The following is a 23,063-nucleotide window of genomic DNA, read 5'->3' on the forward strand; positions in this document are numbered from 1 at the left end:
CGTAGCTGAAGCCGTACTGTTTAACGGAAGATCGGTGACGCTTGTCGTCATCGATAAGACCTGCCATTGGTAGGCCTTGACATATAAGGTTGTTTGTTCAGTTTTGAGGGATGCGAATCTCTCTTTTTGTACCTTGAAAACTAAATAAGAGCAAGATAGACAACGACATCAAAAACGTAAGTTCTTAATCATAAAGATAGTTAAGTGAAGAAGGGCGCACGGTGGATGCCTTGGCACTAGGAGCCGACGAAGGACGGGACTAACACCGATATGCCTCGGGGAGTTGTAAGTAAACTTCGATCCGAGGATTTCCGAATGGGGAAACCCACTGTTCGTAATGGAGCAGTACGCATATCTGAATACATAGGGTATGTGAGGCAGACCCGGGGAACTGAAACATCTCAGTACCCGGAGGAAGAGAAAGCAAATGCGATTTCCTGAGTAGCGGCGAGCGAAACGGAATCAGCCCAAACCAGAAAGCTTGCTTTCTGGGGTTGTAGGACACTCCTTTGGAGTTACAAAGAAATTCTTTAGACGAATCGATCTGGAACGATCAGCCATAGCGGGTAAGAGCCCTGTAATCGAAAAAGAGTTTCCTCCGGAGTGTATCCTGAGTACGGCGGGACACGAGAAATCCCGTCGGAATCCGGGAGGACCATCTCCCAAGGCTAAATACTCCCTAGTGACCGATAGTGAACCAGTACCGTGAGGGAAAGGTGAAAAGCACCCCGGAAGGGGAGTGAAATAGATCCTGAAACCGTGCGCTTACAAGTAGTCGAAGCCCGTTAATGGGTGACGGCGTACCTTTTGTAGAATGGACCGGCGAGTTACGATCGTATGCGAGGTTAAGTGGAAGACACGGAGCCGCAGCGAAAGCGAGTCTGAATAGGGCGAAATAGTATGCGGTCGTAGACCCGAAACCGTGTGATCTACCCATGTCCAGGGTGAAGGTCAGGTAACACTGACTGGAGGCCCGAACCCACGTATGTTGAAAAATGCGGGGATGAGGTGTGGGTAGGGGTGAAATGCCAATCGAACACGGAGATAGCTGGTTCTCTCCGAAATAGCTTTAGGGCTAGCCTCAACATATGCGTACTGGAGGTAGAGCACTGATTGGACTAGGGGCCCTCACCGGGTTACCGAATTCAGTCAAACTCCGAATGCCAGCTACGTTAAGTTGGGAGTCAGACTATGGGTGATAAGGTTCATAGTCGAAAGGGAAACAGCCCAGACCGCCAGCTAAGGTCCCAAAGTATACGTTAAGTGGAAAAGGATGTGGAGTTGCCCAGACAACCAGGATGTTGGCTTAGAAGCAGCCACCATTTAAAGAGTGCGTAATAGCTCACTGGTCGAGTGACTCTGCGCCGAAAATGTACCGGGGCTAAACGTATCACCGAAGCTGCGGATTGTTCTTAGAACAATGGTAGGAGAGCGTTCGAAGTGCTGTGAAGTCAGACCGTGAGGACTGGTGGAGCGCTTCGAAGTGAGAATGCCGGTATGAGTAGCGAAAAAAGAGTGAGAATCTCTTTCACCGAAAGCCTAAGGTTTCCTGAGGAAGGCTCGTCCGCTCAGGGTTAGTCGGGACCTAAGCCGAGGCCGAAAGGCGTAGGCGATGGACAACAGGTAGATATTCCTGTACCACCTCATGAATGTTTGAGCGATGGGGGGACGCAGTAGGATAAGGAATGCGCACGATTGGAAATGTGCGCCCAAGCAGCAAGGGAGTTGGATTGGCAAATCCGTCCAACAATTCTGAGCTGTGATGGGGAGGGAACTATAGTACCGAAGTTCTGGATTTCACACTGCCAAGAAAAGCCTCTAGTGAGTTCATAGGTGCCCGTACCGCAAACCGACACAGGTAGGCGAGGAGAGTATCCTAAGGTGATCGGGAGAACTCTCGTTAAGGAACTCGGCAAAATGACCCCGTAACTTCGGGAGAAGGGGTGCTCCTTTTAAGGAGGAGCCGCAGTGAATAGGCCCAAGCGACTGTTTAGCAAAAACACAGGTCTCTGCGAAGCCGAAAGGCGAAGTATAGGGGCTGACACCTGCCCGGTGCTGGAAGGTTAAGGGGAAAGGTTAGCACCTTCGGGTGCGAAGCTTAGAACCGAAGCCCCAGTAAACGGCGGCCGTAACTATAACGGTCCTAAGGTAGCGAAATTCCTTGTCGGGTAAGTTCCGACCCGCACGAAAGGTGCAACGACTTGGGCACTGTCTCAACGAGAGACCCGGTGAAATTATACTATGCGTGAAGATGCGCATTACCCGCGACAGGACGGAAAGACCCCGTGGAGCTTTACTGTAGCCTGATATTGAATGTTGGTACAGCTTGTACAGGATAGGTGGGAGCCTTAGAAACCGGAGCGCTAGCTTCGGTGGAGGCATCCGTGGGATACCACCCTGGCTGTACGGACATTCTAACCCAGGACCGTAATCCGGTTCGGAGACAGTGTCAGGCGGGCAGTTTGACTGGGGCGGTCGCCTCCCAAAGAGTAACGGAGGCGCCCAAAGGTTCCCTCAGAATGGTTGGAAATCATTCGCAGAGTGTAAAGGCATAAGGGAGCTTGACTGCGAGACCTACAAGTCGAGCAGGGACGAAAGTCGGGCTTAGTGATCCGGTGGTTCCGCATGGAAGGGCCATCGCTCAACGGATAAAAGCTACCCCGGGGATAACAGGCTTATCTCCCCCAAGAGTTCACATCGACGGGGAGGTTTGGCACCTCGATGTCGGCTCATCGCATCCTGGGGCTGTAGTCGGTCCCAAGGGTTGGGCTGTTCGCCCATTAAAGCGGTACGCGAGCTGGGTTCAGAACGTCGTGAGACAGTTCGGTCCCTATCCGTCGTGGGCGTTGGAAGTTTGAGAGGAGCTGTCCTTAGTACGAGAGGACCGGGATGGACACACCGCTGGTGTACCAGTTGTTCCGCCAGGAGCATAGCTGGGTAGCTACGTGTGGAAAGGATAAGTGCTGAAAGCATCTAAGCATGAAGCCCCCCTCAAGATGAGACTTCCCATCACTTCGAGTGAGTAAGATCCCTCAGAGACGATGAGGTTGATAGGTTCGAGGTGGAAGCGTGGTGACACGTGGAGCTGACGAATACTAATCGATCGAGGACTTAACTAACAAATTATGATGTACGTGTCTATAGCGCTCTTATTTAGTTTTTAGGGTACAAAATAAAAAAAGTACTTGCATTTTGAAGCAAGAACACATATAATATATCTTGTCCTTATTAAAAAAAGGTCTGGTAGTAATAGCGGAGAAGTCACACCTGTTCCCATGCCGAACACAGTAGTTAAGCTCTCCAGCGCCGATGGTAGTTGGGACTTTGTCCCTGCAAGAGTAGGACGCCGCCAGGCTTTACATAAGTATCGGAGGATTAGCTCAGCTGGGAGAGCACCTGCCTTACAAGCAGGGGGTCGCAGGTTCGAGCCCTGCATCCTCCACCATTTATTTTTTATAATAAAGCCGGCCTAGCTCAACTGGTAGAGCAACTGACTTGTAATCAGTAGGTTGGGGGTTCAAGTCCTCTGGCCGGCACCATTTTTAACTTTGATAACAAAATAAAGTATTAATTAGTACGAGCCATTAGCTCAGTTGGTAGAGCATCTGACTTTTAATCAGAGGGTCGAAGGTTCGAATCCTTCATGGCTCACCATTTAGATTATCGCGGGTGTGGCGGAATTGGCAGACGCGCTAGACTTAGGATCTAGTGTCTTTTGACGTGGGGGTTCAAGTCCCTTCACCCGCACCATTTAATTAGTTAATTAATGAAGCGGAAGTAGTTCAGTGGTAGAACATCACCTTGCCAAGGTGGGGGTCGCGGGTTCGAATCCCGTCTTCCGCTCCAAAAAAGCCAAAGTCATGCCGGGGTGGCGGAATTGGCAGACGCACAGGACTTAAAATCCTGCGGTAGGTTACTACCGTGCCGGTTCGAGTCCGGCCCTCGGCACCATAAGCGCCCGTAGCTCAATTGGATAGAGCGTTTGACTACGGATCAAGAGGTTAGGGGTTCGACTCCTCTCGGGCGCGCCATATAATCGGGAAGTAGCTCAGCTTGGTAGAGCACATGGTTTGGGTCCATGGGGTCGCAGGTTCGAATCCTGTCTTCCCGACCATTTATAAAACTCAAGTTTGGGGCCTTAGCTCAGCTGGGAGAGCGCCTGCCTTGCACGCAGGAGGTCAGCGGTTCGATCCCGCTAGGCTCCACCATAATTAATTTGCTCCTTGAAAACTGAACAAAACAACCAAGTATGTCAAGTAACGAAACAAAGCTAAGACAATTGATAGAATCGATTGGTGTTGATTCTATTCAAACTTTTTTGGAGAGTTTGATCTTGGCTCAGGACGAACGCTGGCGGCGTGCCTAATACATGCAAGTCGAGCGCGGGAAGCAAGCAATCGCCCTTCGGGGCGTGAGCTTGTGGAACGAGCGGCGGATGGGTGAGTAACACGTGGGCAACCTACCTGTAAGATTGGGATAACCCCGGGAAACCGGAGCTAATACCGAATAACACTTTTTATCACATGGTAGAAAGTTGAAAGGCGGCTTTTGCTGTCACTTACAGATGGGCCCGCGGCGCATTAGCTAGTTGGTGGGGTAATGGCCTACCAAGGCGACGATGCGTAGCCGACCTGAGAGGGTGATCGGCCACACTGGGACTGAGACACGGCCCAGACTCCTACGGGAGGCAGCAGTAGGGAATCTTCCGCAATGGACGAAAGTCTGACGGAGCAACGCCGCGTGAGTGATGAAGGTTTTCGGATCGTAAAACTCTGTTGTTAGGGAAGAACAAGTACCGTTCGAATAGGGCGGTGCCTTGACGGTACCTAACCAGAAAGCCCCGGCTAACTACGTGCCAGCAGCCGCGGTAATACGTAGGGGGCAAGCGTTGTCCGGAATTATTGGGCGTAAAGCGCTCGCAGGCGGTCTTTTAAGTCTGATGTGAAAGCCCACGGCTTAACCGTGGAGGGTCATTGGAAACTGGAGGACTTGAGTACAGAAGAGGAGAGTGGAATTCCACGTGTAGCGGTGAAATGCGTAGAGATGTGGAGGAACACCAGTGGCGAAGGCGACTCTCTGGTCTGTAACTGACGCTGAGGAGCGAAAGCGTGGGGAGCGAACAGGATTAGATACCCTGGTAGTCCACGCCGTAAACGATGAGTGCTAGGTGTTAGGGGGTTTCCGCCCCTTAGTGCTGAAGTTAACGCATTAAGCACTCCGCCTGGGGAGTACGGCCGCAAGGCTGAAACTCAAAAGAATTGACGGGGGCCCGCACAAGCGGTGGAGCATGTGGTTTAATTCGAAGCAACGCGAAGAACCTTACCAGGTCTTGACATCCTCTGATAGCGATAGAGATATCGTGTTCCCTTCGGGGACAGAGTGACAGGTGGTGCATGGTTGTCGTCAGCTCGTGTCGTGAGATGTTGGGTTAAGTCCCGCAACGAGCGCAACCCTTGATCTTAGTTGCCAGCATTTAGTTGGGCACTCTAAGGTGACTGCCGGTGACAAACCGGAGGAAGGTGGGGATGACGTCAAATCATCATGCCCCTTATGACCTGGGCTACACACGTGCTACAATGGATGGAACAAAGGGAAGCGAAGCCGCGAGGTGTAGCAAATCCCATAAAACCATTCTCAGTTCGGATTGTAGGCTGCAACTCGCCTACATGAAGCCGGAATCGCTAGTAATCGCGGATCAGCATGCCGCGGTGAATACGTTCCCGGGCCTTGTACACACCGCCCGTCACACCACGAGAGTTGGCAACACCCGAAGTCGGTGAGGTAACCTTTATGGAGCCAGCCGCCGAAGGTGGGGCCAATGATTGGGGTGAAGTCGTAACAAGGTAGCCGTATCGGAAGGTGCGGCTGGATCACCTCCTTTCTAAGGAAAAACAGAAAGCAGAAGCTATTCGTAGCTGAAGCCGTACTGTTTAACGGAAGATCGGTGACGCTTGTCGTCATCGATAAGACCTGCCATTGGTAGGCCTTGACATATAAGGTTGTTTGTTCAGTTTTGAGGGATGCGAATCTCTCTTTTTGTACCTTGAAAACTAAATAAGAGCAAGATAGACAACGACATCAAAAACGTAAGTTCTTAATCATAAAGATAGTTAAGTGAAGAAGGGCGCACGGTGGATGCCTTGGCACTAGGAGCCGACGAAGGACGGGACTAACACCGATATGCCTCGGGGAGTTGTAAGTAAACTTCGATCCGAGGATTTCCGAATGGGGAAACCCACTGTTCGTAATGGAGCAGTACGCATATCTGAATACATAGGGTATGTGAGGCAGACCCGGGGAACTGAAACATCTCAGTACCCGGAGGAAGAGAAAGCAAATGCGATTTCCTGAGTAGCGGCGAGCGAAACGGAATCAGCCCAAACCAGAAAGCTTGCTTTCTGGGGTTGTAGGACACTCCTTTGGAGTTACAAAGAAATTCTTTAGACGAATCGATCTGGAACGATCAGCCATAGCGGGTAAGAGCCCTGTAATCGAAAAAGAGTTTCCTCCGGAGTGTATCCTGAGTACGGCGGGACACGAGAAATCCCGTCGGAATCCGGGAGGACCATCTCCCAAGGCTAAATACTCCCTAGTGACCGATAGTGAACCAGTACCGTGAGGGAAAGGTGAAAAGCACCCCGGAAGGGGAGTGAAATAGATCCTGAAACCGTGCGCTTACAAGTAGTCGAAGCCCGTTAATGGGTGACGGCGTACCTTTTGTAGAATGGACCGGCGAGTTACGATCGTATGCGAGGTTAAGTGGAAGACACGGAGCCGCAGCGAAAGCGAGTCTGAATAGGGCGAAATAGTATGCGGTCGTAGACCCGAAACCGTGTGATCTACCCATGTCCAGGGTGAAGGTCAGGTAACACTGACTGGAGGCCCGAACCCACGTATGTTGAAAAATGCGGGGATGAGGTGTGGGTAGGGGTGAAATGCCAATCGAACACGGAGATAGCTGGTTCTCTCCGAAATAGCTTTAGGGCTAGCCTCAACATATGCGTACTGGAGGTAGAGCACTGATTGGACTAGGGGCCCTCACCGGGTTACCGAATTCAGTCAAACTCCGAATGCCAGCTACGTTAAGTTGGGAGTCAGACTATGGGTGATAAGGTTCATAGTCGAAAGGGAAACAGCCCAGACCGCCAGCTAAGGTCCCAAAGTATACGTTAAGTGGAAAAGGATGTGGAGTTGCCCAGACAACCAGGATGTTGGCTTAGAAGCAGCCACCATTTAAAGAGTGCGTAATAGCTCACTGGTCGAGTGACTCTGCGCCGAAAATGTACCGGGGCTAAACGTATCACCGAAGCTGCGGATTGTTCTTAGAACAATGGTAGGAGAGCGTTCGAAGTGCTGTGAAGTCAGACCGTGAGGACTGGTGGAGCGCTTCGAAGTGAGAATGCCGGTATGAGTAGCGAAAAAAGAGTGAGAATCTCTTTCACCGAAAGCCTAAGGTTTCCTGAGGAAGGCTCGTCCGCTCAGGGTTAGTCGGGACCTAAGCCGAGGCCGAAAGGCGTAGGCGATGGACAACAGGTAGATATTCCTGTACCACCTCATGAATGTTTGAGCGATGGGGGGACGCAGTAGGATAAGGAATGCGCACGATTGGAAATGTGCGCCCAAGCAGCAAGGGAGTTGGATTGGCAAATCCGTCCAACAATTCTGAGCTGTGATGGGGAGGGAACTATAGTACCGAAGTTCTGGATTTCACACTGCCAAGAAAAGCCTCTAGTGAGTTCATAGGTGCCCGTACCGCAAACCGACACAGGTAGGCGAGGAGAGTATCCTAAGGTGATCGGGAGAACTCTCGTTAAGGAACTCGGCAAAATGACCCCGTAACTTCGGGAGAAGGGGTGCTCCTTTTAAGGAGGAGCCGCAGTGAATAGGCCCAAGCGACTGTTTAGCAAAAACACAGGTCTCTGCGAAGCCGAAAGGCGAAGTATAGGGGCTGACACCTGCCCGGTGCTGGAAGGTTAAGGGGAAAGGTTAGCACCTTCGGGTGCGAAGCTTAGAACCGAAGCCCCAGTAAACGGCGGCCGTAACTATAACGGTCCTAAGGTAGCGAAATTCCTTGTCGGGTAAGTTCCGACCCGCACGAAAGGTGCAACGACTTGGGCACTGTCTCAACGAGAGACCCGGTGAAATTATACTATGCGTGAAGATGCGCATTACCCGCGACAGGACGGAAAGACCCCGTGGAGCTTTACTGTAGCCTGATATTGAATGTTGGTACAGCTTGTACAGGATAGGTGGGAGCCTTAGAAACCGGAGCGCTAGCTTCGGTGGAGGCATCCGTGGGATACCACCCTGGCTGTACGGACATTCTAACCCAGGACCGTAATCCGGTTCGGAGACAGTGTCAGGCGGGCAGTTTGACTGGGGCGGTCGCCTCCCAAAGAGTAACGGAGGCGCCCAAAGGTTCCCTCAGAATGGTTGGAAATCATTCGCAGAGTGTAAAGGCATAAGGGAGCTTGACTGCGAGACCTACAAGTCGAGCAGGGACGAAAGTCGGGCTTAGTGATCCGGTGGTTCCGCATGGAAGGGCCATCGCTCAACGGATAAAAGCTACCCCGGGGATAACAGGCTTATCTCCCCCAAGAGTTCACATCGACGGGGAGGTTTGGCACCTCGATGTCGGCTCATCGCATCCTGGGGCTGTAGTCGGTCCCAAGGGTTGGGCTGTTCGCCCATTAAAGCGGTACGCGAGCTGGGTTCAGAACGTCGTGAGACAGTTCGGTCCCTATCCGTCGTGGGCGTTGGAAGTTTGAGAGGAGCTGTCCTTAGTACGAGAGGACCGGGATGGACACACCGCTGGTGTACCAGTTGTTCCGCCAGGAGCATAGCTGGGTAGCTACGTGTGGAAAGGATAAGTGCTGAAAGCATCTAAGCATGAAGCCCCCCTCAAGATGAGACTTCCCATCACTTCGAGTGAGTAAGATCCCTCAGAGACGATGAGGTTGATAGGTTCGAGGTGGAAGCGTGGTGACACGTGGAGCTGACGAATACTAATCGATCGAGGACTTAACTAACAAATTATGATGTACGTGTCTATAGCGCTCTTATTTAGTTTTTAGGGTATAAATTATACCTTTTTCTTACATGAAATTGTCTGGTAGTAATAGCGGAGAAGTCACACCTGTTCCCATGCCGAACACAGTAGTTAAGCTCTCCAGCGCCGATGGTAGTTGGGACTTTGTCCCTGCAAGAGTAGGACGCGGCCAGGCAATCTAGGCGAAGATACGTTCAATCGTATCTTCGCTTTTTTTGTTTAGGAAACTATCACACTTTGTAATTGTGGATAACTGATCTACCTGTCAGCCACGTCCAGCTCCAGCGCCCATTGCCTAGTGCCCTTCCGGATCCTCCTTACGATAAGTCAACATCGAATCGCTTACGCTCTTCGTGTTTCCTTTATCTCATACGGTTCCGTCCAGGCCATACGGCAATAACCGGGCGCTTGCGCTTTTGTTGTTTAGCGGTTCTTATAAAACCCGTCATACTAAATATTCCATCTATATATTCTCTGTATTATATTGTAAAATGAGTAGTATACATAGATAATTGAGGTGTTCATAATGGATGGATATATCGATCAAATTTTTGGGGAAAATTTTACTATAATTATGATAAGGGTAGTCGTTGCATTATTACTATCAGGTCTAATTGGTTTTGAACGTGAATTAAAAAATCATTCTGCTGGATTTCGTACCCATATTCTTGTGGGAGTTGGTTCTTGTTTAATGATGCTTTTATCATTATATGGATTTGAAGCATTTATAGAGTCCTCTGATAATATTCGTTTTGATCCAGCGCGGATACCTTCTTATGTAATAAGTGGCATTGGTTTCCTTGGTGCCGGAACAATTATGGTGAACGGGATGACAATTCGTGGATTAACTACTGCAGCATCAATATGGACAGTTGCTGGGCTAGGTCTTGTAGTTGGGGCCGGTATGTATTCAACAGCAGTTTTTACAACGTTTGTAATCTTGCTTAGTTTAGTTTTCTTAAATAACTTTGAAAAGCTCTTCAAAAAAGGTATATATTCTGACCTAATTGAAATCGTTGCATTACCGGGACTTCAAGTCAATAATATTGTATCTATATTTGAATCATATGATTTAACAATTAAAAAAGTCGAAATAGAACGGATAGATAAAGACACACGTAACATTTTTATTAAGATTGATCAAAATAATGGATTAGACCGAGTAGCATTGTTTGAAGAAATATCAAAAGTGGATCAGGTAAAAAATATTATTGAAAGAAAATAAAAGCTATTATGTATATCAAATGGCACTTGTATCAGGGCAAAACCCGAGCAAGTGCTTTTTTTATTCTAAATTTTTCGTTTTAATTTCATTTCTATTGGCGAAAATAAGGTTGAACAATGTATTTGCATCTGCTATTTTTTTGCGTATAATATAAATAAAGTCAAAGATAGTCAAAGTCAATTAAATGTAACTTACGCAAGATGCACTTTTATTATCAATAACATCAATCATATGATAACGAGGAGGAGCACTTTTGAGTAATATATCTGATATCATTGAACAACATTTAAAAAAGATATTGGAAGCAACACGACAAGATGTTATCGAGATTAAACGAAGTGAAATAGCTGATCAGTTTCAATGTGTTCCATCGCAAATTAATTATGTGATTAATACGCGTTTCACTGTGGAAAAAGGATATATAGTGGAGAGTAAACGCGGTGGTGGAGGGTATATACGAATTATACGTATTAAGTACCAGGAGAAATCAGATTTAATTGATGAAATCATCGAAATGATTAATCCTACTATCACGCAGCAAGCATCAATTGATATTTTAGAGCGTTTATTAGAAGAAGAGTTAATTACAGAACGTGAAGCTAAAATTATTCTTAGTGCAATGGACCGCAATGTCCTAGCATTTCAGTTGCCGCTTCGTGATGAAGTAAGAGCTCGAGTATTAACAGCGATGCTAACCACATTGAAATATTTGAATTCATAGGAGGAGGGGGAGCTTATGGAATGTCAGGAGTGTAATCAACGTCCTGCATCTTTACATTTCGCACAGGTCATTAACGGAAATAAAACAGAGATACATCTGTGTGAAGTTTGTGCTAAAGAAAAAGGTTATATGACATATCCGGAGGAAGGTTATTCACTTCATAGCTTACTAACAGGACTCTTTAATTTTGATTCTACATCTTTTGGTACACAAAATACATCTACCACTCAGCAAACAAAGGAATTGCAATGTCCCAAATGTGAAATGACATTTTCTCAATTTAAACGAGTTGGTAAATTTGGTTGTGCGGAATGTTATCATACATTTTCAAATCGTCTGGATTCTGTTTTCCGCCGAGTCCATAGCGGAAATACGAAGCATTATGGAAAAATACCTAAACGTCAAGGTGGTAATTTACACACAAGAAAACAAGTCGATGAATATAAAGAAAAGTTAGCACATCTAATTGAAGATGAGGCCTTTGAGGAAGCTGCAAAAGTTCGTGATAAAATACGCGAACTAGAAAAAGAAATGCATCGGACTGAGGGCGGTGATCAAGCATGACGTTGCAGCATTTTATGAATGAAGCGATCAGTCCATGGATGCGTGGTGAAGGGCCGGATAGTGATATTGTTTTAAGTAGTAGGATTCGTTTAGCGCGTAATTTCGCTTATGCCGCATATCCAATCATTGCCGAAAACGAAGAACTGGAAAAAATACGAGAGTTTTTCCAAAAAGAATATGAACATCAATCGTTTCAGGATTATGAGGATTTTCAATTTGTATCAATCCGTGATTTGAGTGCTATAGAAAAACGTGTTCTAGTTGAAAAACATTTAATCAGCCCTCATCTCGCAAAACACGCAGACAATGCAGCATCTCTAATTTCGAAGAGTGAACAGGTTTCTGTGATGATTAATGAAGAGGATCATATTCGAATTCAGCTTTATTTTCCAGGGTTTCAATTAAATAGAGCATTGGAAAAAGCGTTTGAATTTGATGATTGGTTGGAAGAGAAAATTAATTATGCATATGATGAAACTAGGGGATATTTAACAAGTTGCCCAACAAACGTTGGCACCGGAATGAGAGCCTCTGTCATGATGCACCTACCAGCATTAACGCTCACACAGCAAATAGGTCGTATGATTCCAGCTATCAATCAGTTAGGGCTTGTGGTACGTGGGATTTACGGAGAGGGTAGTGAGGCTGTAGGTAATATCTTTCAAATTTCCAATCAAATTACACTTGGAAAATCTGAGGATGATATCGTACATGACTTACAAAGTGTTGTACAACAGTTAATTGAACAGGAACGATCAGCAAGAAATACAATTATGGAACAATCCAGTACACGACTTGAGGACCGTATATACCGCTCTTATGGAGTATTAGAATACAGTCGGGTTATTGAATCAACCGAAGCAGCAAAATGCTTATCAAATGTTCGACTCGGAATCGATTTGGGTATGATTAAACATGTATCCAGAAGCATACTTAATGAATTAATGGTTCTAACTCAACCCGGTTTTCTGCAACAATATGCGAAGAAGTCTTTAACGCCAAAGGAACGGGATGTACTAAGAGCTACACTCATTCGTGAACGATTACAATTAGAGAAAAAGTAGGAGGAAATCCATATGATGTTTGGACGTTTTACAGAAAGAGCTCAAAAAGTATTAGCATTATCACAAGAAGAAGCAGTTCGACTTGGACATAACAATATCGGCACAGAACATATATTATTAGGCCTGGTACGTGAAGGTGAAGGCATCGCAGCTAAGGCATTGCAATCATTAGGCCTTGAGATTGAAAAAATTCAACAGGAAGTAGAGCAATTAATTGGTGTTGGAAAGCAACCAATGCAGACGATACACTATACCCCACGTGCTAAAAAGGTTGTTGAGCTTTCTCAGGATGAGGCAAGAAAACTTGGTCATTCTTATGTAGGTACCGAGCATATTCTACTCGGACTTATTCGAGAAGGAGAAGGCGTAGCAGCGCGGGTTTTAAATAACCTAGGTGTTAGCCTTAATAAGGCTAGACAACAGGTTTTACAGTTGTTGGGTAGCAACGAGTCACAAGCAAACCGTCAAGGTCGTGGTAGTCAAGCAACGAACGCAAATACGCCTACACTTGATTCATTAGCGCGTGATCTAACCTCTATTGCAAAAGAAGGCAATGTTGACCCGGTAATAGGACGCGGGAAAGAAATTGAACGAGTGATTCAAATACTTAGTCGTCGTACCAAAAATAACCCAGTGCTCGTTGGTGAACCAGGTGTTGGTAAAACTGCTGTGGCAGAAGGATTGGCACAACAAATCATTGATAATGAAGTACCAGAGACACTTCGTGATAAGCGAGTTATGACACTTGATATGGGTACTGTTGTAGCAGGTACGAAATACCGTGGTGAATTTGAAGACCGATTGAAGAAGGTTATGGAAGAAATCAGGCAAGCTGGCAATATTTTATTATTTATTGATGAATTGCATACGTTGATTGGAGCAGGTGGAGCAGAGGGCGCGATTGATGCGTCAAATATTTTAAAGCCATCACTTGCTCGTGGAGAGCTTCAATGTATCGGTGCAACTACACTTGATGAGTATCGTAAATATATTGAAAAAGACGCTGCCTTAGAGCGACGTTTTCAACCGATTCAAGTAGATGAGCCAACACTTGAGGAAACGATTCAAATTTTACGAGGACTTCGTGATCGCTATGAAGCACACCATCGTGTATCGATTACAGATGATGCGATTGATGCAGCCGCAAATCTATCGAACCGGTATATAACGGACCGGTTTTTACCAGATAAAGCTATCGATTTGATTGATGAAGCTGGGTCGAAGGTACGCTTACGTTCGTATACAATCCCACCAAATCTAAAGGAATTGGAACAAAAGTTGGAGGATGTACGTAAGGAAAAAGATTCAGCTGTACAAAGCCAAGAGTTTGAAAAGGCTGCTTCTTTACGTGATTCAGAGCAAAAGCTTCGAGAAGAATTGGAACAAACGAAAAATAAATGGAAAGAAAAACAAGGCCAAGAAGATTCCGAGGTTACAGTGGAAGATATTGCAGCAGTTGTTTCTATCTGGACTGGAGTTCCTGTAGCGAAGTTGACCAAAGATGAAAGTGATCGATTATTGAACATGGAAGGCGTCCTGCATAACCGTGTGATTGGTCAGGAGGAAGCTGTAAAGGCTATTTCAAAAGCAATTCGTCGTGCCAGAGCTGGGTTGAAGGATCCAAAACGCCCAATCGGTTCGTTTATCTTCCTTGGTCCAACAGGCGTAGGTAAAACGGAACTTGCACGTGCCTTGGCGGAGTCTATGTTTGGTGATGAGGATGCGATGATTCGCGTCGATATGTCAGAGTATATGGAAAAGCATTCCACATCTCGATTAGTTGGTTCACCTCCAGGCTATGTAGGATACGAAGAGGGTGGACAATTAACTGAAAAGGTTCGTCGTAAACCATATTCAGTAGTATTACTTGATGAAGTAGAGAAAGCACATCCTGAGGTTTTTAATATTTTATTGCAAGTATTAGAAGATGGTAGATTAACTGATTCAAAAGGTCGCCTCGTAGATTTTCGTAATACAGTACTCATTATGACTTCAAACGTTGGGGCAAGTGAGTTGAAAAAGAATAAACATGTAGGCTTTAATCTAGAGGAAGAGGGTCTGGATTATAAAAACATGAAGTCTAAAATCACCGATGAAATGAAGAAAGCATTCCGCCCTGAATTCCTAAATCGAATTGATGAGATCATTGTGTTCCACTCACTTGAGAAAAAACACATGAAGGATATTGTAACGCTCATGGTCGAACAGCTTCATCGACGTTTGAAACAAAATGAAATTGACTTTACAGTAACAGATAAAGCAATTGAAAAGATCGCAAACGAAGGATTCGACCCTGAATACGGTGCACGCCCATTACGTCGTTCCATTCAAAAAAATATTGAGGATTTACTTTCAGAAGAATTACTCAAAGAAACCATTGCAAAAGGACAAAAGGTAAAAGTTGGCTTAAATAATAAAGGTGACTTTATAGTATTGCCATAGAACATCAAAAGCTGGACTTAGCAACAATGGAAGTTATTAAAAAAACATCTGTAAAAAGCTAGAAGGCTTCAACCTTCTAGCTTTTTACAATCCTTTTATAAAATGTAAACGTAATTAAATGGGATATGTGGCACAAGTATGGAAAAAATTTTTATAAATTGATAGAAACCTGTAACCTACACGGTACTTATTTCGTATACAATAGATAGACAGGGTGAAAGGGATGAATCATTTTGGCAAAACGTAAGGTTAAATATGTATGCCAAGAATGTGGCTATGAGTCTGCCAAGTGGATGGGTAAATGCCCAGGCTGCAATAATTGGAACACACTTGTAGAAGAAATTGAGTCTTCAGGCAAAAGCGGTCGTCATGCCAGTTTAGGCAGTCCAAATCAACAACGTAAACCAGAGAAAATAACAGCAATAGAATCAGATAAAGAACCTCGGATAACAACGAAAATGAAGGAGTTTAATCGTGTTCTTGGTGGAGGAGTGGTGCCAGGTTCGCTTGTGTTAATTGGTGGTGACCCTGGAATTGGTAAATCTACATTACTTTTACAAATTTCATCCCAACTAGCGGACAAGCAATTGCCAGTACTCTATATTTCTGGCGAAGAATCCGCCAAACAAACGAAACTCCGTGCAGATCGTTTAGCGATTAAATCCGATTTGTTGTACGTACTTGCAGAGACAAATTTATATGATATATCGAATCAAATTTCTGAGTTAAAGCCATCGTTTGTTGTAATTGATTCGATTCAAACTATATTCCGCGAAGAAGTAACCAGTGCTCCCGGCAGTGTATCACAGGTACGCGAGTGTACGAGTGAGTTAATGAAAATTGCCAAATCAAATGGAATTCCAATATTTATTGTAGGTCATGTAACAAAAGAAGGATCAATCGCTGGGCCACGACTACTTGAGCATATGGTAGATGCTGTTTTATATTTTGAAGGAGAGCGTCATCATACGTTTCGAATTTTACGTGGGGTAAAGAATCGTTTTGGAAGTACAAATGAAATGGGTATTTTTGAAATGAAGGAAGAAGGCCTTAGAGAGGTCATGAATCCCTCTGAGATATTTCTTGAGGAAAGATCACGAGGCGCGGCTGGGTCAACTATCGTTGCTTCTATGGAAGGGACAAGACCAGTACTTGTGGAAATACAAGCATTGATTTCGCCATCAAGCTTTGGTAATCCACGTCGGATGGCAACTGGAATCGATAATAATCGTGTACCGTTACTTATGGCAGTGCTAGAAAAACGGGTAGGTCTAATGCTGCAAAATCAGGATGCATATATAAAGGTTGCTGGTGGAGTGAAATTAGATGAGCCTGCTATTGATTTAGCGATAGCGGTAAGTATTGCATCAAGTTTTCGTGATCAGCCTACAAAACCGGATGACATTTTTGTCGGAGAGGTTGGCCTTACTGGTGAAATAAGACGTGTCTCTCGAATTGAGCAAAGGGTTCAGGAAGCAGCTAAGCTTGGATTCAAGCGGGTTTTTTGCCCGAAGAAAAATTTAGATGGATGGACACCACCAGCTTCCATTCAAGTGATTGGTGTGAATACTGTGCAGGAAGCACTAGATTCAGCGGTTTCTAGGTAAAATGCAATATGCAAGCGAATTCCAAATTCATACAAATTGACACATAAGTACTATTGTGATAAAATTTTATGTTTACTAAATTGACTGAAAATAACAGTTGTGCTATTCTTTAGATACAGAAAAGACTATATATAGCTTGATGCGTGGTTATTTTTTTAAAAAATAGGTAATACTGAAGGACAGGAGGTGAATATGGTGCTGAAAAAAATTGTGCATTTATTTTTTCTTATTGCAGGAGGTACCATTGGATATTTATATATCCCAGATATTATTAAATTGTTAAGTATAACGGATGCGAATTGGGCAACTTCCCCGTATTTAGGGCTATTGTTAGGTGCTATCATTATATTTCTTATCACATATTGGGCGACAGACTATATCGTAGGGTTCCTGCGATGGACAGAAGATACACTTATCAAGGTGCCTGTAGGTGATTTATTCTTTGGAAGTTTAGGATTAATAATCGGATTGGTAATTGCATTTTTGATCAATATTCCATTAAAGGATATTCAAATTGAATTGGTTTCACAGGTTATTCCGCTATTTTTAACGTTTTTCTTAGGTTATTTTGGATTCCAGGTTGGATTTAGACGCCGTGACGAGTTTTTGAACTTATTAATGATGAATAAGAAAGACAGGGATAAAAGAAAGCCCGAAGAGAATGAAACTACTGAAAAGATTCAACCTAAGGCAAAAATACTAGATACAAGTGTAATTATCGATGGACGTATCGCCGATATATGCCAAACTAGTTTTTTAGAAGGAACGATCGTTATCCCGCAATTTGTTTTAGGTGAATTACAGCATATTGCTGATTCATCTGATGTATTGAAGCGGAATAGAGGACGGCGTGGACTGGATGTCTTAAATCGAATTCAAAAAGAAATACCAGTAAATGTTGAAATCTATGAAGGTGACTTTGAGGAAATACAAGAGGTTGATAGTAAGCTGATCAAGCTAGCAAAAGTAATTGACGGAATTGTTGTAACAAATGACTTTAACTTAAATAAAGTTTGTGACTTTCAAGGTGTACATGTTCTCAACATAAATGACTTGGCAAATGCTGTTAAACCAGTCGTCTTACCAGGCGAGGAGTTAATGGTCCAAGTGATTAAAGATGGTAAAGAACAGAATCAAGGAATTGCTTATTTAGATGATGGCACAATGATTGTAGTGGAAGAAGGACGTAATTATATTGGTAAAACAATTGAAGTATTAATTACAAGTGTTCTTCAAACATCTGCAGGAAGAATGATTTTTGCAAAACCTAAATTACTTGAAAAAGCACAGTAAAAAGGGTATAACTTAAAAAGGATACAAAAAGTGATAACAAGTTATGTTATCGCTTTTTGCTGTACGGAATAAAAACTAAAAACTGAGTTGTGGAAGGGGTAAACATCATGACTAACGATGTTCGTGTAAGATACGCGCCAAGTCCTACTGGTCATTTACATATTGGAAATGCGCGCACAGCATTATTTAACTATTTATATGCAAAACATTTTGATGGCAAATTTATTATTAGAACAGAAGATACTGATGACAAGCGTAATGTTGCTGGAGGAGAAGAAAGTCAGCTATCATTTTTGAAATGGCTAGGAATTGAATGGGATGAAGGTGCTGATGTTGGTGGTGACTATGGTCCATACCGCCAAATGGAGCGATTAGATTTATATACGAAATATGTAAATGAGCTTTTGGAAAGTGGCCTTGCATATAAATGTTACATGACAGAAGAAGAGTTAGATGCAGAACGAGAAGAACAAAAGGCAAATGGACAAGTTCCCAAGTATTCTGGCGCGCATTGTAATCTTTCAGAAGAACAAATTGCTGCGTTCGAACAAGAGGGACGTTTGCCTAGCATTCGTATGCGTGTTCCTGCCAATAAAACATATAGGTTTAATGATATTGTACGTGGGAATATTACCTTTGAATCAAGTGATTTTGGTGATTGGGTTATCGTGAAAAAGAACGGTATTCCAACTTATAACTTTGCTGTAGCTATTGATGACCATTTAATGCGTATTACCCATATACTCCGAGGTGAAGAACATATTTCAAACACGCCTAAACAAATGATGATTTATGAAGCGTTTGGCTGGGAAGCGCCAACTTTTGGACATATGACGTTGATTTTAAACGAAGAACGTAAAAAGCTAAGCAAACGTGATCAACATGTTTTACAATTTATCGAGCAATATCATGATTTGGGTTACTTGCCTGAAGCAATGTTCAATTTCATTACATTACTTGGATGGTCTCCGGTTGGTGAGGAAGAAATTTTCGACAAAAATAAACTGATCGAAATCTTTGATCCGGAGCGTTTATCGACATCAGCTGCCATATTTGACCCACAAAAGTTGAAGTGGATGAATAATCAATACATCAAAATGTTTGACCACGAGACAATTGTGAAATTAACTTTACCGCATTTGATTGAATCAGGTCGTTTACCTAAGGATATGGACAATGAGAAAAAAGCTTGGGCGGAAAACGTGATTTCATTATACGAAGAACAGCTTCGTTATGGTGCAGAAATCGTTGAATTAACGGATATGTTTTTCAATGAAAAAATAGAGTATGATGAGGATGCGATGGAGGTTCTGCGTGGAGAACAAGTTCCTGAGGTATTGCAGGTGTATGCGGATAAGCTGATTCATCTGGATGAATTTAATAAAGATACAATTAAAGCGGCAATAAAAGAAACACAAAAAGAAACGAAACAAAAAGGGAAAAAATTATTCATGCCAATCCGTGTCGCAACCACGGGTCAAACACACGGTCCAGAACTTCCTATGGCAATTGAATTGTTAGGGAAAAGTGTGATTATTAAACGGCTTGATGAAATTTTACATGAATTAAAAGCTTAATTTGTTCACAATCAAATGAAAATGTAATATAGTAATAAATACAATAGTGAACGTCGATAAGGAGAAGTAGAAAACCTCTAGCTTATTTAGAGAGAATCATCACCGGCTGAAAGTGATTCTAAGCGATGTTTTCGAAATGCACCTTAAGAGTCTGTTATGGAAATTTAAGTATATAACAGCGGCACTCTTCCGTTATTAGAGGTGAAGTTGGGAGCATAACTCTGCTCCAAACAGAGTGGAACCGCGCCATAAGCGTCTCTGTGTAGTAAATACACAGGGGCGTTTTTTATTTATTGTCTATAAAGAAGGTGGTGTTAGAAAATGGGAATCTTAAAGCGGATGAAAGCAGATATGGATGTTGTATTCGAACAAGACCCGGCAGCTCGAACTTATTTTGAAGTATTTTTAACTTATTCAGGGTTACATGCAATATGGTCACATCGAATTGCACATACTTTTTATAAACGGAATTTATTTTTTATAGCACGTGTCATTTCACAACTTAATCGTTTCTTTACTGGGATAGAAATACATCCTGGCGCCCGTATTGGGGAAAGGTTTTTCATTGATCATGGAATGGGTGTGGTCATTGGTGAAACATGTGAGATAGGGAATAATGTTACTATCTTTCAAGGCGTAACCCTAGGTGGAACAGGAAAAGAAAAAGGAAAACGGCATCCGACCATTAAAGACAATGCTCTTGTTGCAACAGGTGCAAAGGTCCTGGGGTCGATTGTGATTGGTGAGAATTCAAAGGTTGGTGGTGGATCAGTTGTTTTACATGATGTGCCAGATAACTCCACCGTGGTAGGTATACCCGGGCGTGTAGTCGTTCAAAATGGTGAAAGGCTCAGACGCGATTTAGATCATCACAAAATGCCAGACCCTATTGATGATCGTTGCAATCAGTTGGAGACGGAAGTTCGTTTATTAACTGCTGAAATAGCAAAATTGAAAGAGGGGAATCAGAGTGACAATCACAATATATAATACATTAACTCGACAAAAAGAAGACTTCAAACCGTTGCAAGAAGGTAAGGTTAGCATGTACGTGTGTGGTCCAACGGTTTATAACTATATTCATATCGGGAATGCGCGCCCAGCAATTGTTTTTGATTCTGTTAGAAGATACCTGGAGTACAAAGGCTATGACGTTAATTATGTATTAAACTTTACGGATGTCGATGACAAAATTATTAAGGTTGCAAATGAATTAGGGGAAGAAATTCCTGAGCTAACAAATCGTTTTATCGATGCCTATCAAGAGGATATCGCTGCACTAGGGGTGAAAAAAGCCACACATAATCCGCGTGTTACGGAAGCGATGGATGATATTATAACGTTTGTTGCGACATTAATTGATAAAGGTTTCGCTTATGAAGTAGACGGAGACGTTTATTTTAAGCCTCGTTCTTTTGATGATTATGGAAAGCTTTCACATCAGTCAATCGATGAGTTGCGCTCTGGTGCTCGAATTCAAATCGGTGAGAAAAAAGAGGACCCGCTTGATTTCGCATTATGGAAAAATGCAAAAGATGGTGAAATTGCTTGGGCTTCACCTTGGGGACAGGGACGACCAGGCTGGCATATTGAATGCTCTGCAATGGCTAAAAAATATCTTGGTGAGACGATTGATATCCACGCAGGTGGTCAGGATCTGACATTTCCGCATCATGAGAATGAAATTGCCCAATCTGAAGCAATGAATGGAAAATCATTTGCTAGATACTGGATGCATAATGGCTACATTAATATTGATAATGAAAAAATGTCTAAGTCTCTTGGGAACTTTGTCTTAACAAAAGAATTAATCGAACAGCATGACCCACAAGTCATTCGGTTTTTCATGTTAAGTGTTCATTACCGTAATCCGATTAACTTTAGTGAAGAATTATTAGAAGGTACAAAAAATAGTTACGAGCGAATTAAAAATGCTCTTGATAACCTAGATCATAGAAAAAACACAAGTACAAACTTTGACCAACAGGTAGAAGAATGGGAAACAAAAATTACTAACCTTAAACAAAGCTTTGAGGAAGCAATGGATGATGATTTTAATACAGCAAATGCAATTTCTGTCTTATTTGATTTAACAAAAGAAGCGAATCTATATTTGAAATCAAAGCACACATCAACACAGGTTATTCAGTCATTCCAAGATAGTATATCCACTATTTTATCTGTACTTGGGATCCAAATTGAACAAGAAAAGGAACTACTTGATGCAGATATAGATGCATTAATCCAGGAACGAATTGAGGCGCGTAAAAATCGTAACTTTAAGCGGGCAGATGAAATCCGTGATACATTAAAGGAGAAAAGTATCCTGTTAGAGGATACCCCTCAAGGCATAAGGTGGAAAAGAGGCTAGTAGTATGGATTTAGATGTTAAACAGCTGAAGAGTCTTGCCTTAGCCTACATGGGTGATGCTGTGTATGAAGTCAGTGTTCGTGAACACTTGATTCGTACAGGACAGGTGAAGCCAAACAATCTTCATAAAAAGGCTATCTCATTTGTTTCGGCAACTGGGCAGGCTAAGGTTATCTTAAGCTGGTTAGAAAGAAAAATTTTAACGGATGAGGAAGAACGGGTTGTCTCACGAGGCAGAAATGCAAAGTCGGGGTCCATACCAAAAAACACAAGTGTTCAGACCTATCGCTATAGCACGGCTTTTGAAGCTTTGATTGGCTTTCATTATCTACAAAAAAATGAAGAGCGATTAGAGGAATTATTGGATAAAGCAATTCAATTTATTGAGGAAGGGAGTGTCTGAATTGGACCACGAAATCATTATTGGAAAAAATCCAGTATTTGAAGCATTGAGATCAGGTCGTTCAGTAAATAAGGTATTAATTTCTGATCAATTAAACATAAACGCAAGTAAAAAAGTAAATCAATTGGCAAAAGAAGCTAATACAGTTGTACAGAAAGTGCCAAAAAGTAAGCTTGATCAACTAGGTGAGGGGAGTCATCAGGGAGTTCTCGCATATGTTGCATCCTATCAATATGCTGATTTAGAAGATTTATTTCAAGTTGCATCAACAAAAGATGAAGCACCATTTTTTATTATATTGGACGAGCTTGAGGATCCTCATAATTTGGGTTCCATTTTACGTACTGCTGATGCCACAGGAGCGCATGGTGTTATCATCCCTAAAAGGAGATCGGTTGGCCTGACAGCAACTGTTGCGAAAACTTCCGCTGGTGCAATTGAGCACATTCCAGTTGCGCGAGTAACCAATATCGCTACTACTATTGAAGAATTGAAGAGTAGAAACGTATGGGTGGTCGGAACCGCAGCAGATGGTACAGAAGATTACCGCGCACTAGATGGAGCAATGCCTATCGCGTTAGTTATTGGTAACGAAGGAAAAGGGATGAGTCGCCTTGTCCAAGAAAAATGTGATTGGACTGTAAGCTTACCATTGAAAGGAAAGGTATCTTCCTTAAATGCATCTGTAGCATGTAGTTTATTGCTCTATGAAGTATTCCGGAAAAGATTTCCGTTAGGGAAATAAAT

At 43.4% G+C, this 23,063-nt stretch carries 12 protein-coding genes, 9 tRNA genes, 5 rRNA genes and 1 other annotated feature; all 26 genes read left to right on the forward strand.

Translation table 11 applies throughout. The features are described 5' to 3' along the window. Positions 1 to 198 precede the first annotated feature (198 nt). Positions 199 to 3,119, forward strand: a 23S ribosomal RNA gene (locus LG329_RS10745). A 120-nt stretch (positions 3,120 to 3,239) separates the two neighbouring features. Beyond that, positions 3,240 to 3,355: ribosomal RNA gene (gene rrf, locus LG329_RS10750) — 5S ribosomal RNA — on the forward strand. A 14-nt stretch (positions 3,356 to 3,369) separates the two neighbouring features. Beyond that, positions 3,370 to 3,445 (forward strand) — tRNA-Val (locus tag LG329_RS10755). An 18-nt stretch (positions 3,446 to 3,463) separates the two neighbouring features. Further along, a tRNA-Thr gene (locus LG329_RS10760) sits at positions 3,464 to 3,539 on the forward strand. Positions 3,540 to 3,578: 39 nt separating this feature from the next. After that, a tRNA-Lys gene (locus tag LG329_RS10765) sits at positions 3,579 to 3,654 on the forward strand. 11 nt (positions 3,655 to 3,665) lie between these two features. Further along, positions 3,666 to 3,750, forward strand: a tRNA-Leu gene (locus LG329_RS10770). 21 nt (positions 3,751 to 3,771) lie between these two features. After that, positions 3,772 to 3,846: transfer RNA gene (locus tag LG329_RS10775), tRNA-Gly, on the forward strand. Positions 3,847 to 3,862: 16 nt separating this feature from the next. Further along, positions 3,863 to 3,951, forward strand: a tRNA-Leu gene (locus tag LG329_RS10780). 3 nt (positions 3,952 to 3,954) lie between these two features. Beyond that, positions 3,955 to 4,031: transfer RNA gene (locus tag LG329_RS10785), tRNA-Arg, on the forward strand. A gap of 6 nt (positions 4,032 to 4,037) precedes the next feature. Then, positions 4,038 to 4,114, forward strand: a tRNA-Pro gene (locus LG329_RS10790). An 18-nt stretch (positions 4,115 to 4,132) separates the two neighbouring features. Next, positions 4,133 to 4,208: transfer RNA gene (locus LG329_RS10795), tRNA-Ala, on the forward strand. A 107-nt stretch (positions 4,209 to 4,315) separates the two neighbouring features. After that, positions 4,316 to 5,881, forward strand: a 16S ribosomal RNA gene (locus tag LG329_RS10800). A 227-nt stretch (positions 5,882 to 6,108) separates the two neighbouring features. Further along, positions 6,109 to 9,029: ribosomal RNA gene (locus LG329_RS10805) — 23S ribosomal RNA — on the forward strand. 79 nt (positions 9,030 to 9,108) lie between these two features. Further along, a 5S ribosomal RNA gene (gene rrf, locus LG329_RS10810) occupies positions 9,109 to 9,224 on the forward strand. Together the 16S, 23S and 5S rRNA genes with 9 tRNA genes alongside form the textbook arrangement of a ribosomal RNA operon. Before the next feature lie 351 nt (positions 9,225 to 9,575). Continuing rightward, positions 9,576 to 10,274, forward strand: coding sequence for an MgtC/SapB family protein (locus tag LG329_RS10815; RefSeq protein WP_404450837.1), 699 nt, complete (start codon positions 9,576 to 9,578; stop codon positions 10,272 to 10,274). A 253-nt stretch (positions 10,275 to 10,527) separates the two neighbouring features. Beyond that, the gene (locus LG329_RS10820; RefSeq protein ID WP_404450838.1) at positions 10,528 to 10,995 is read left to right on the forward strand and encodes a CtsR family transcriptional regulator; all 468 of its coding nucleotides are present in this window, start codon (positions 10,528 to 10,530) and stop codon (positions 10,993 to 10,995) included. Between the two features lie 15 nt (positions 10,996 to 11,010). Next, a complete protein-coding gene (locus tag LG329_RS10825; RefSeq protein ID WP_404450839.1) occupies positions 11,011 to 11,559 on the forward strand; it encodes a UvrB/UvrC motif-containing protein in 549 nt (182 codons plus the stop codon). Then, positions 11,556 to 12,623, forward strand: a complete 1,068-nt coding sequence (locus LG329_RS10830) for a protein arginine kinase (RefSeq protein ID WP_404450840.1) — start codon at positions 11,556 to 11,558, stop codon at positions 12,621 to 12,623. The genes LG329_RS10825 and LG329_RS10830 overlap by 4 nt, the downstream gene beginning before the upstream one ends. 12 nt (positions 12,624 to 12,635) lie before the next feature. Next, on the forward strand, positions 12,636 to 15,065 hold the full coding sequence (clpC, locus tag LG329_RS10835; protein WP_404450841.1) for an ATP-dependent protease ATP-binding subunit ClpC: 2,430 nt from the start codon (positions 12,636 to 12,638) through the stop codon (positions 15,063 to 15,065). A gap of 233 nt (positions 15,066 to 15,298) precedes the next feature. Next, on the forward strand, positions 15,299 to 16,672 hold the full coding sequence (gene radA / locus LG329_RS10840; RefSeq protein ID WP_404450842.1) for a DNA repair protein RadA: 1,374 nt from the start codon (positions 15,299 to 15,301) through the stop codon (positions 16,670 to 16,672). A gap of 195 nt (positions 16,673 to 16,867) precedes the next feature. Beyond that, the gene (locus LG329_RS10845) at positions 16,868 to 17,965 is read left to right on the forward strand and encodes a PIN/TRAM domain-containing protein (protein WP_404456539.1); all 1,098 of its coding nucleotides are present in this window, start codon (positions 16,868 to 16,870) and stop codon (positions 17,963 to 17,965) included. 107 nt (positions 17,966 to 18,072) lie between these two features. Beyond that, positions 18,073 to 19,542 (forward strand): glutamate--tRNA ligase, encoded by a 1,470-nt coding sequence (gene gltX / locus LG329_RS10850; RefSeq protein ID WP_404450843.1) that lies wholly within the window; start codon positions 18,073 to 18,075, stop codon positions 19,540 to 19,542. Between the two features lie 44 nt (positions 19,543 to 19,586). Beyond that, positions 19,587 to 19,805: a binding site (T-box leader), on the forward strand. Between the two features lie 58 nt (positions 19,806 to 19,863). Next, the gene (cysE, locus tag LG329_RS10855) at positions 19,864 to 20,532 is read left to right on the forward strand and encodes a serine O-acetyltransferase (RefSeq protein ID WP_404450844.1); all 669 of its coding nucleotides are present in this window, start codon (positions 19,864 to 19,866) and stop codon (positions 20,530 to 20,532) included. Then, positions 20,513 to 21,913 (forward strand): cysteine--tRNA ligase, encoded by a 1,401-nt coding sequence (gene cysS, locus LG329_RS10860; protein WP_404450845.1) that lies wholly within the window; start codon positions 20,513 to 20,515, stop codon positions 21,911 to 21,913. The genes cysE and cysS overlap by 20 nt, the downstream gene beginning before the upstream one ends. Positions 21,914 to 21,917: 4 nt before the next feature. Further along, entirely contained in the window at positions 21,918 to 22,316 is a 399-nt protein-coding gene (locus LG329_RS10865; RefSeq protein WP_404450846.1) for a Mini-ribonuclease 3, read from the forward strand. Between the two features lies 1 nt (position 22,317). Then, positions 22,318 to 23,061 carry a 23S rRNA (guanosine(2251)-2'-O)-methyltransferase RlmB gene (gene rlmB, locus LG329_RS10870; protein ID WP_404450847.1) on the forward strand — a complete coding sequence of 248 codons (744 nt, stop codon included), beginning with the start codon at positions 22,318 to 22,320 and terminating at the stop codon, positions 23,059 to 23,061. Positions 23,062 to 23,063: the final 2 nt, after the last annotated feature.

The sequence above is a fragment of the Virgibacillus necropolis genome (assembly GCF_044793635.1).
GTDB classification, from domain to species: Bacteria; Bacillota; Bacilli; order Bacillales; family Amphibacillaceae; genus Virgibacillus_F; species Virgibacillus_F necropolis_A.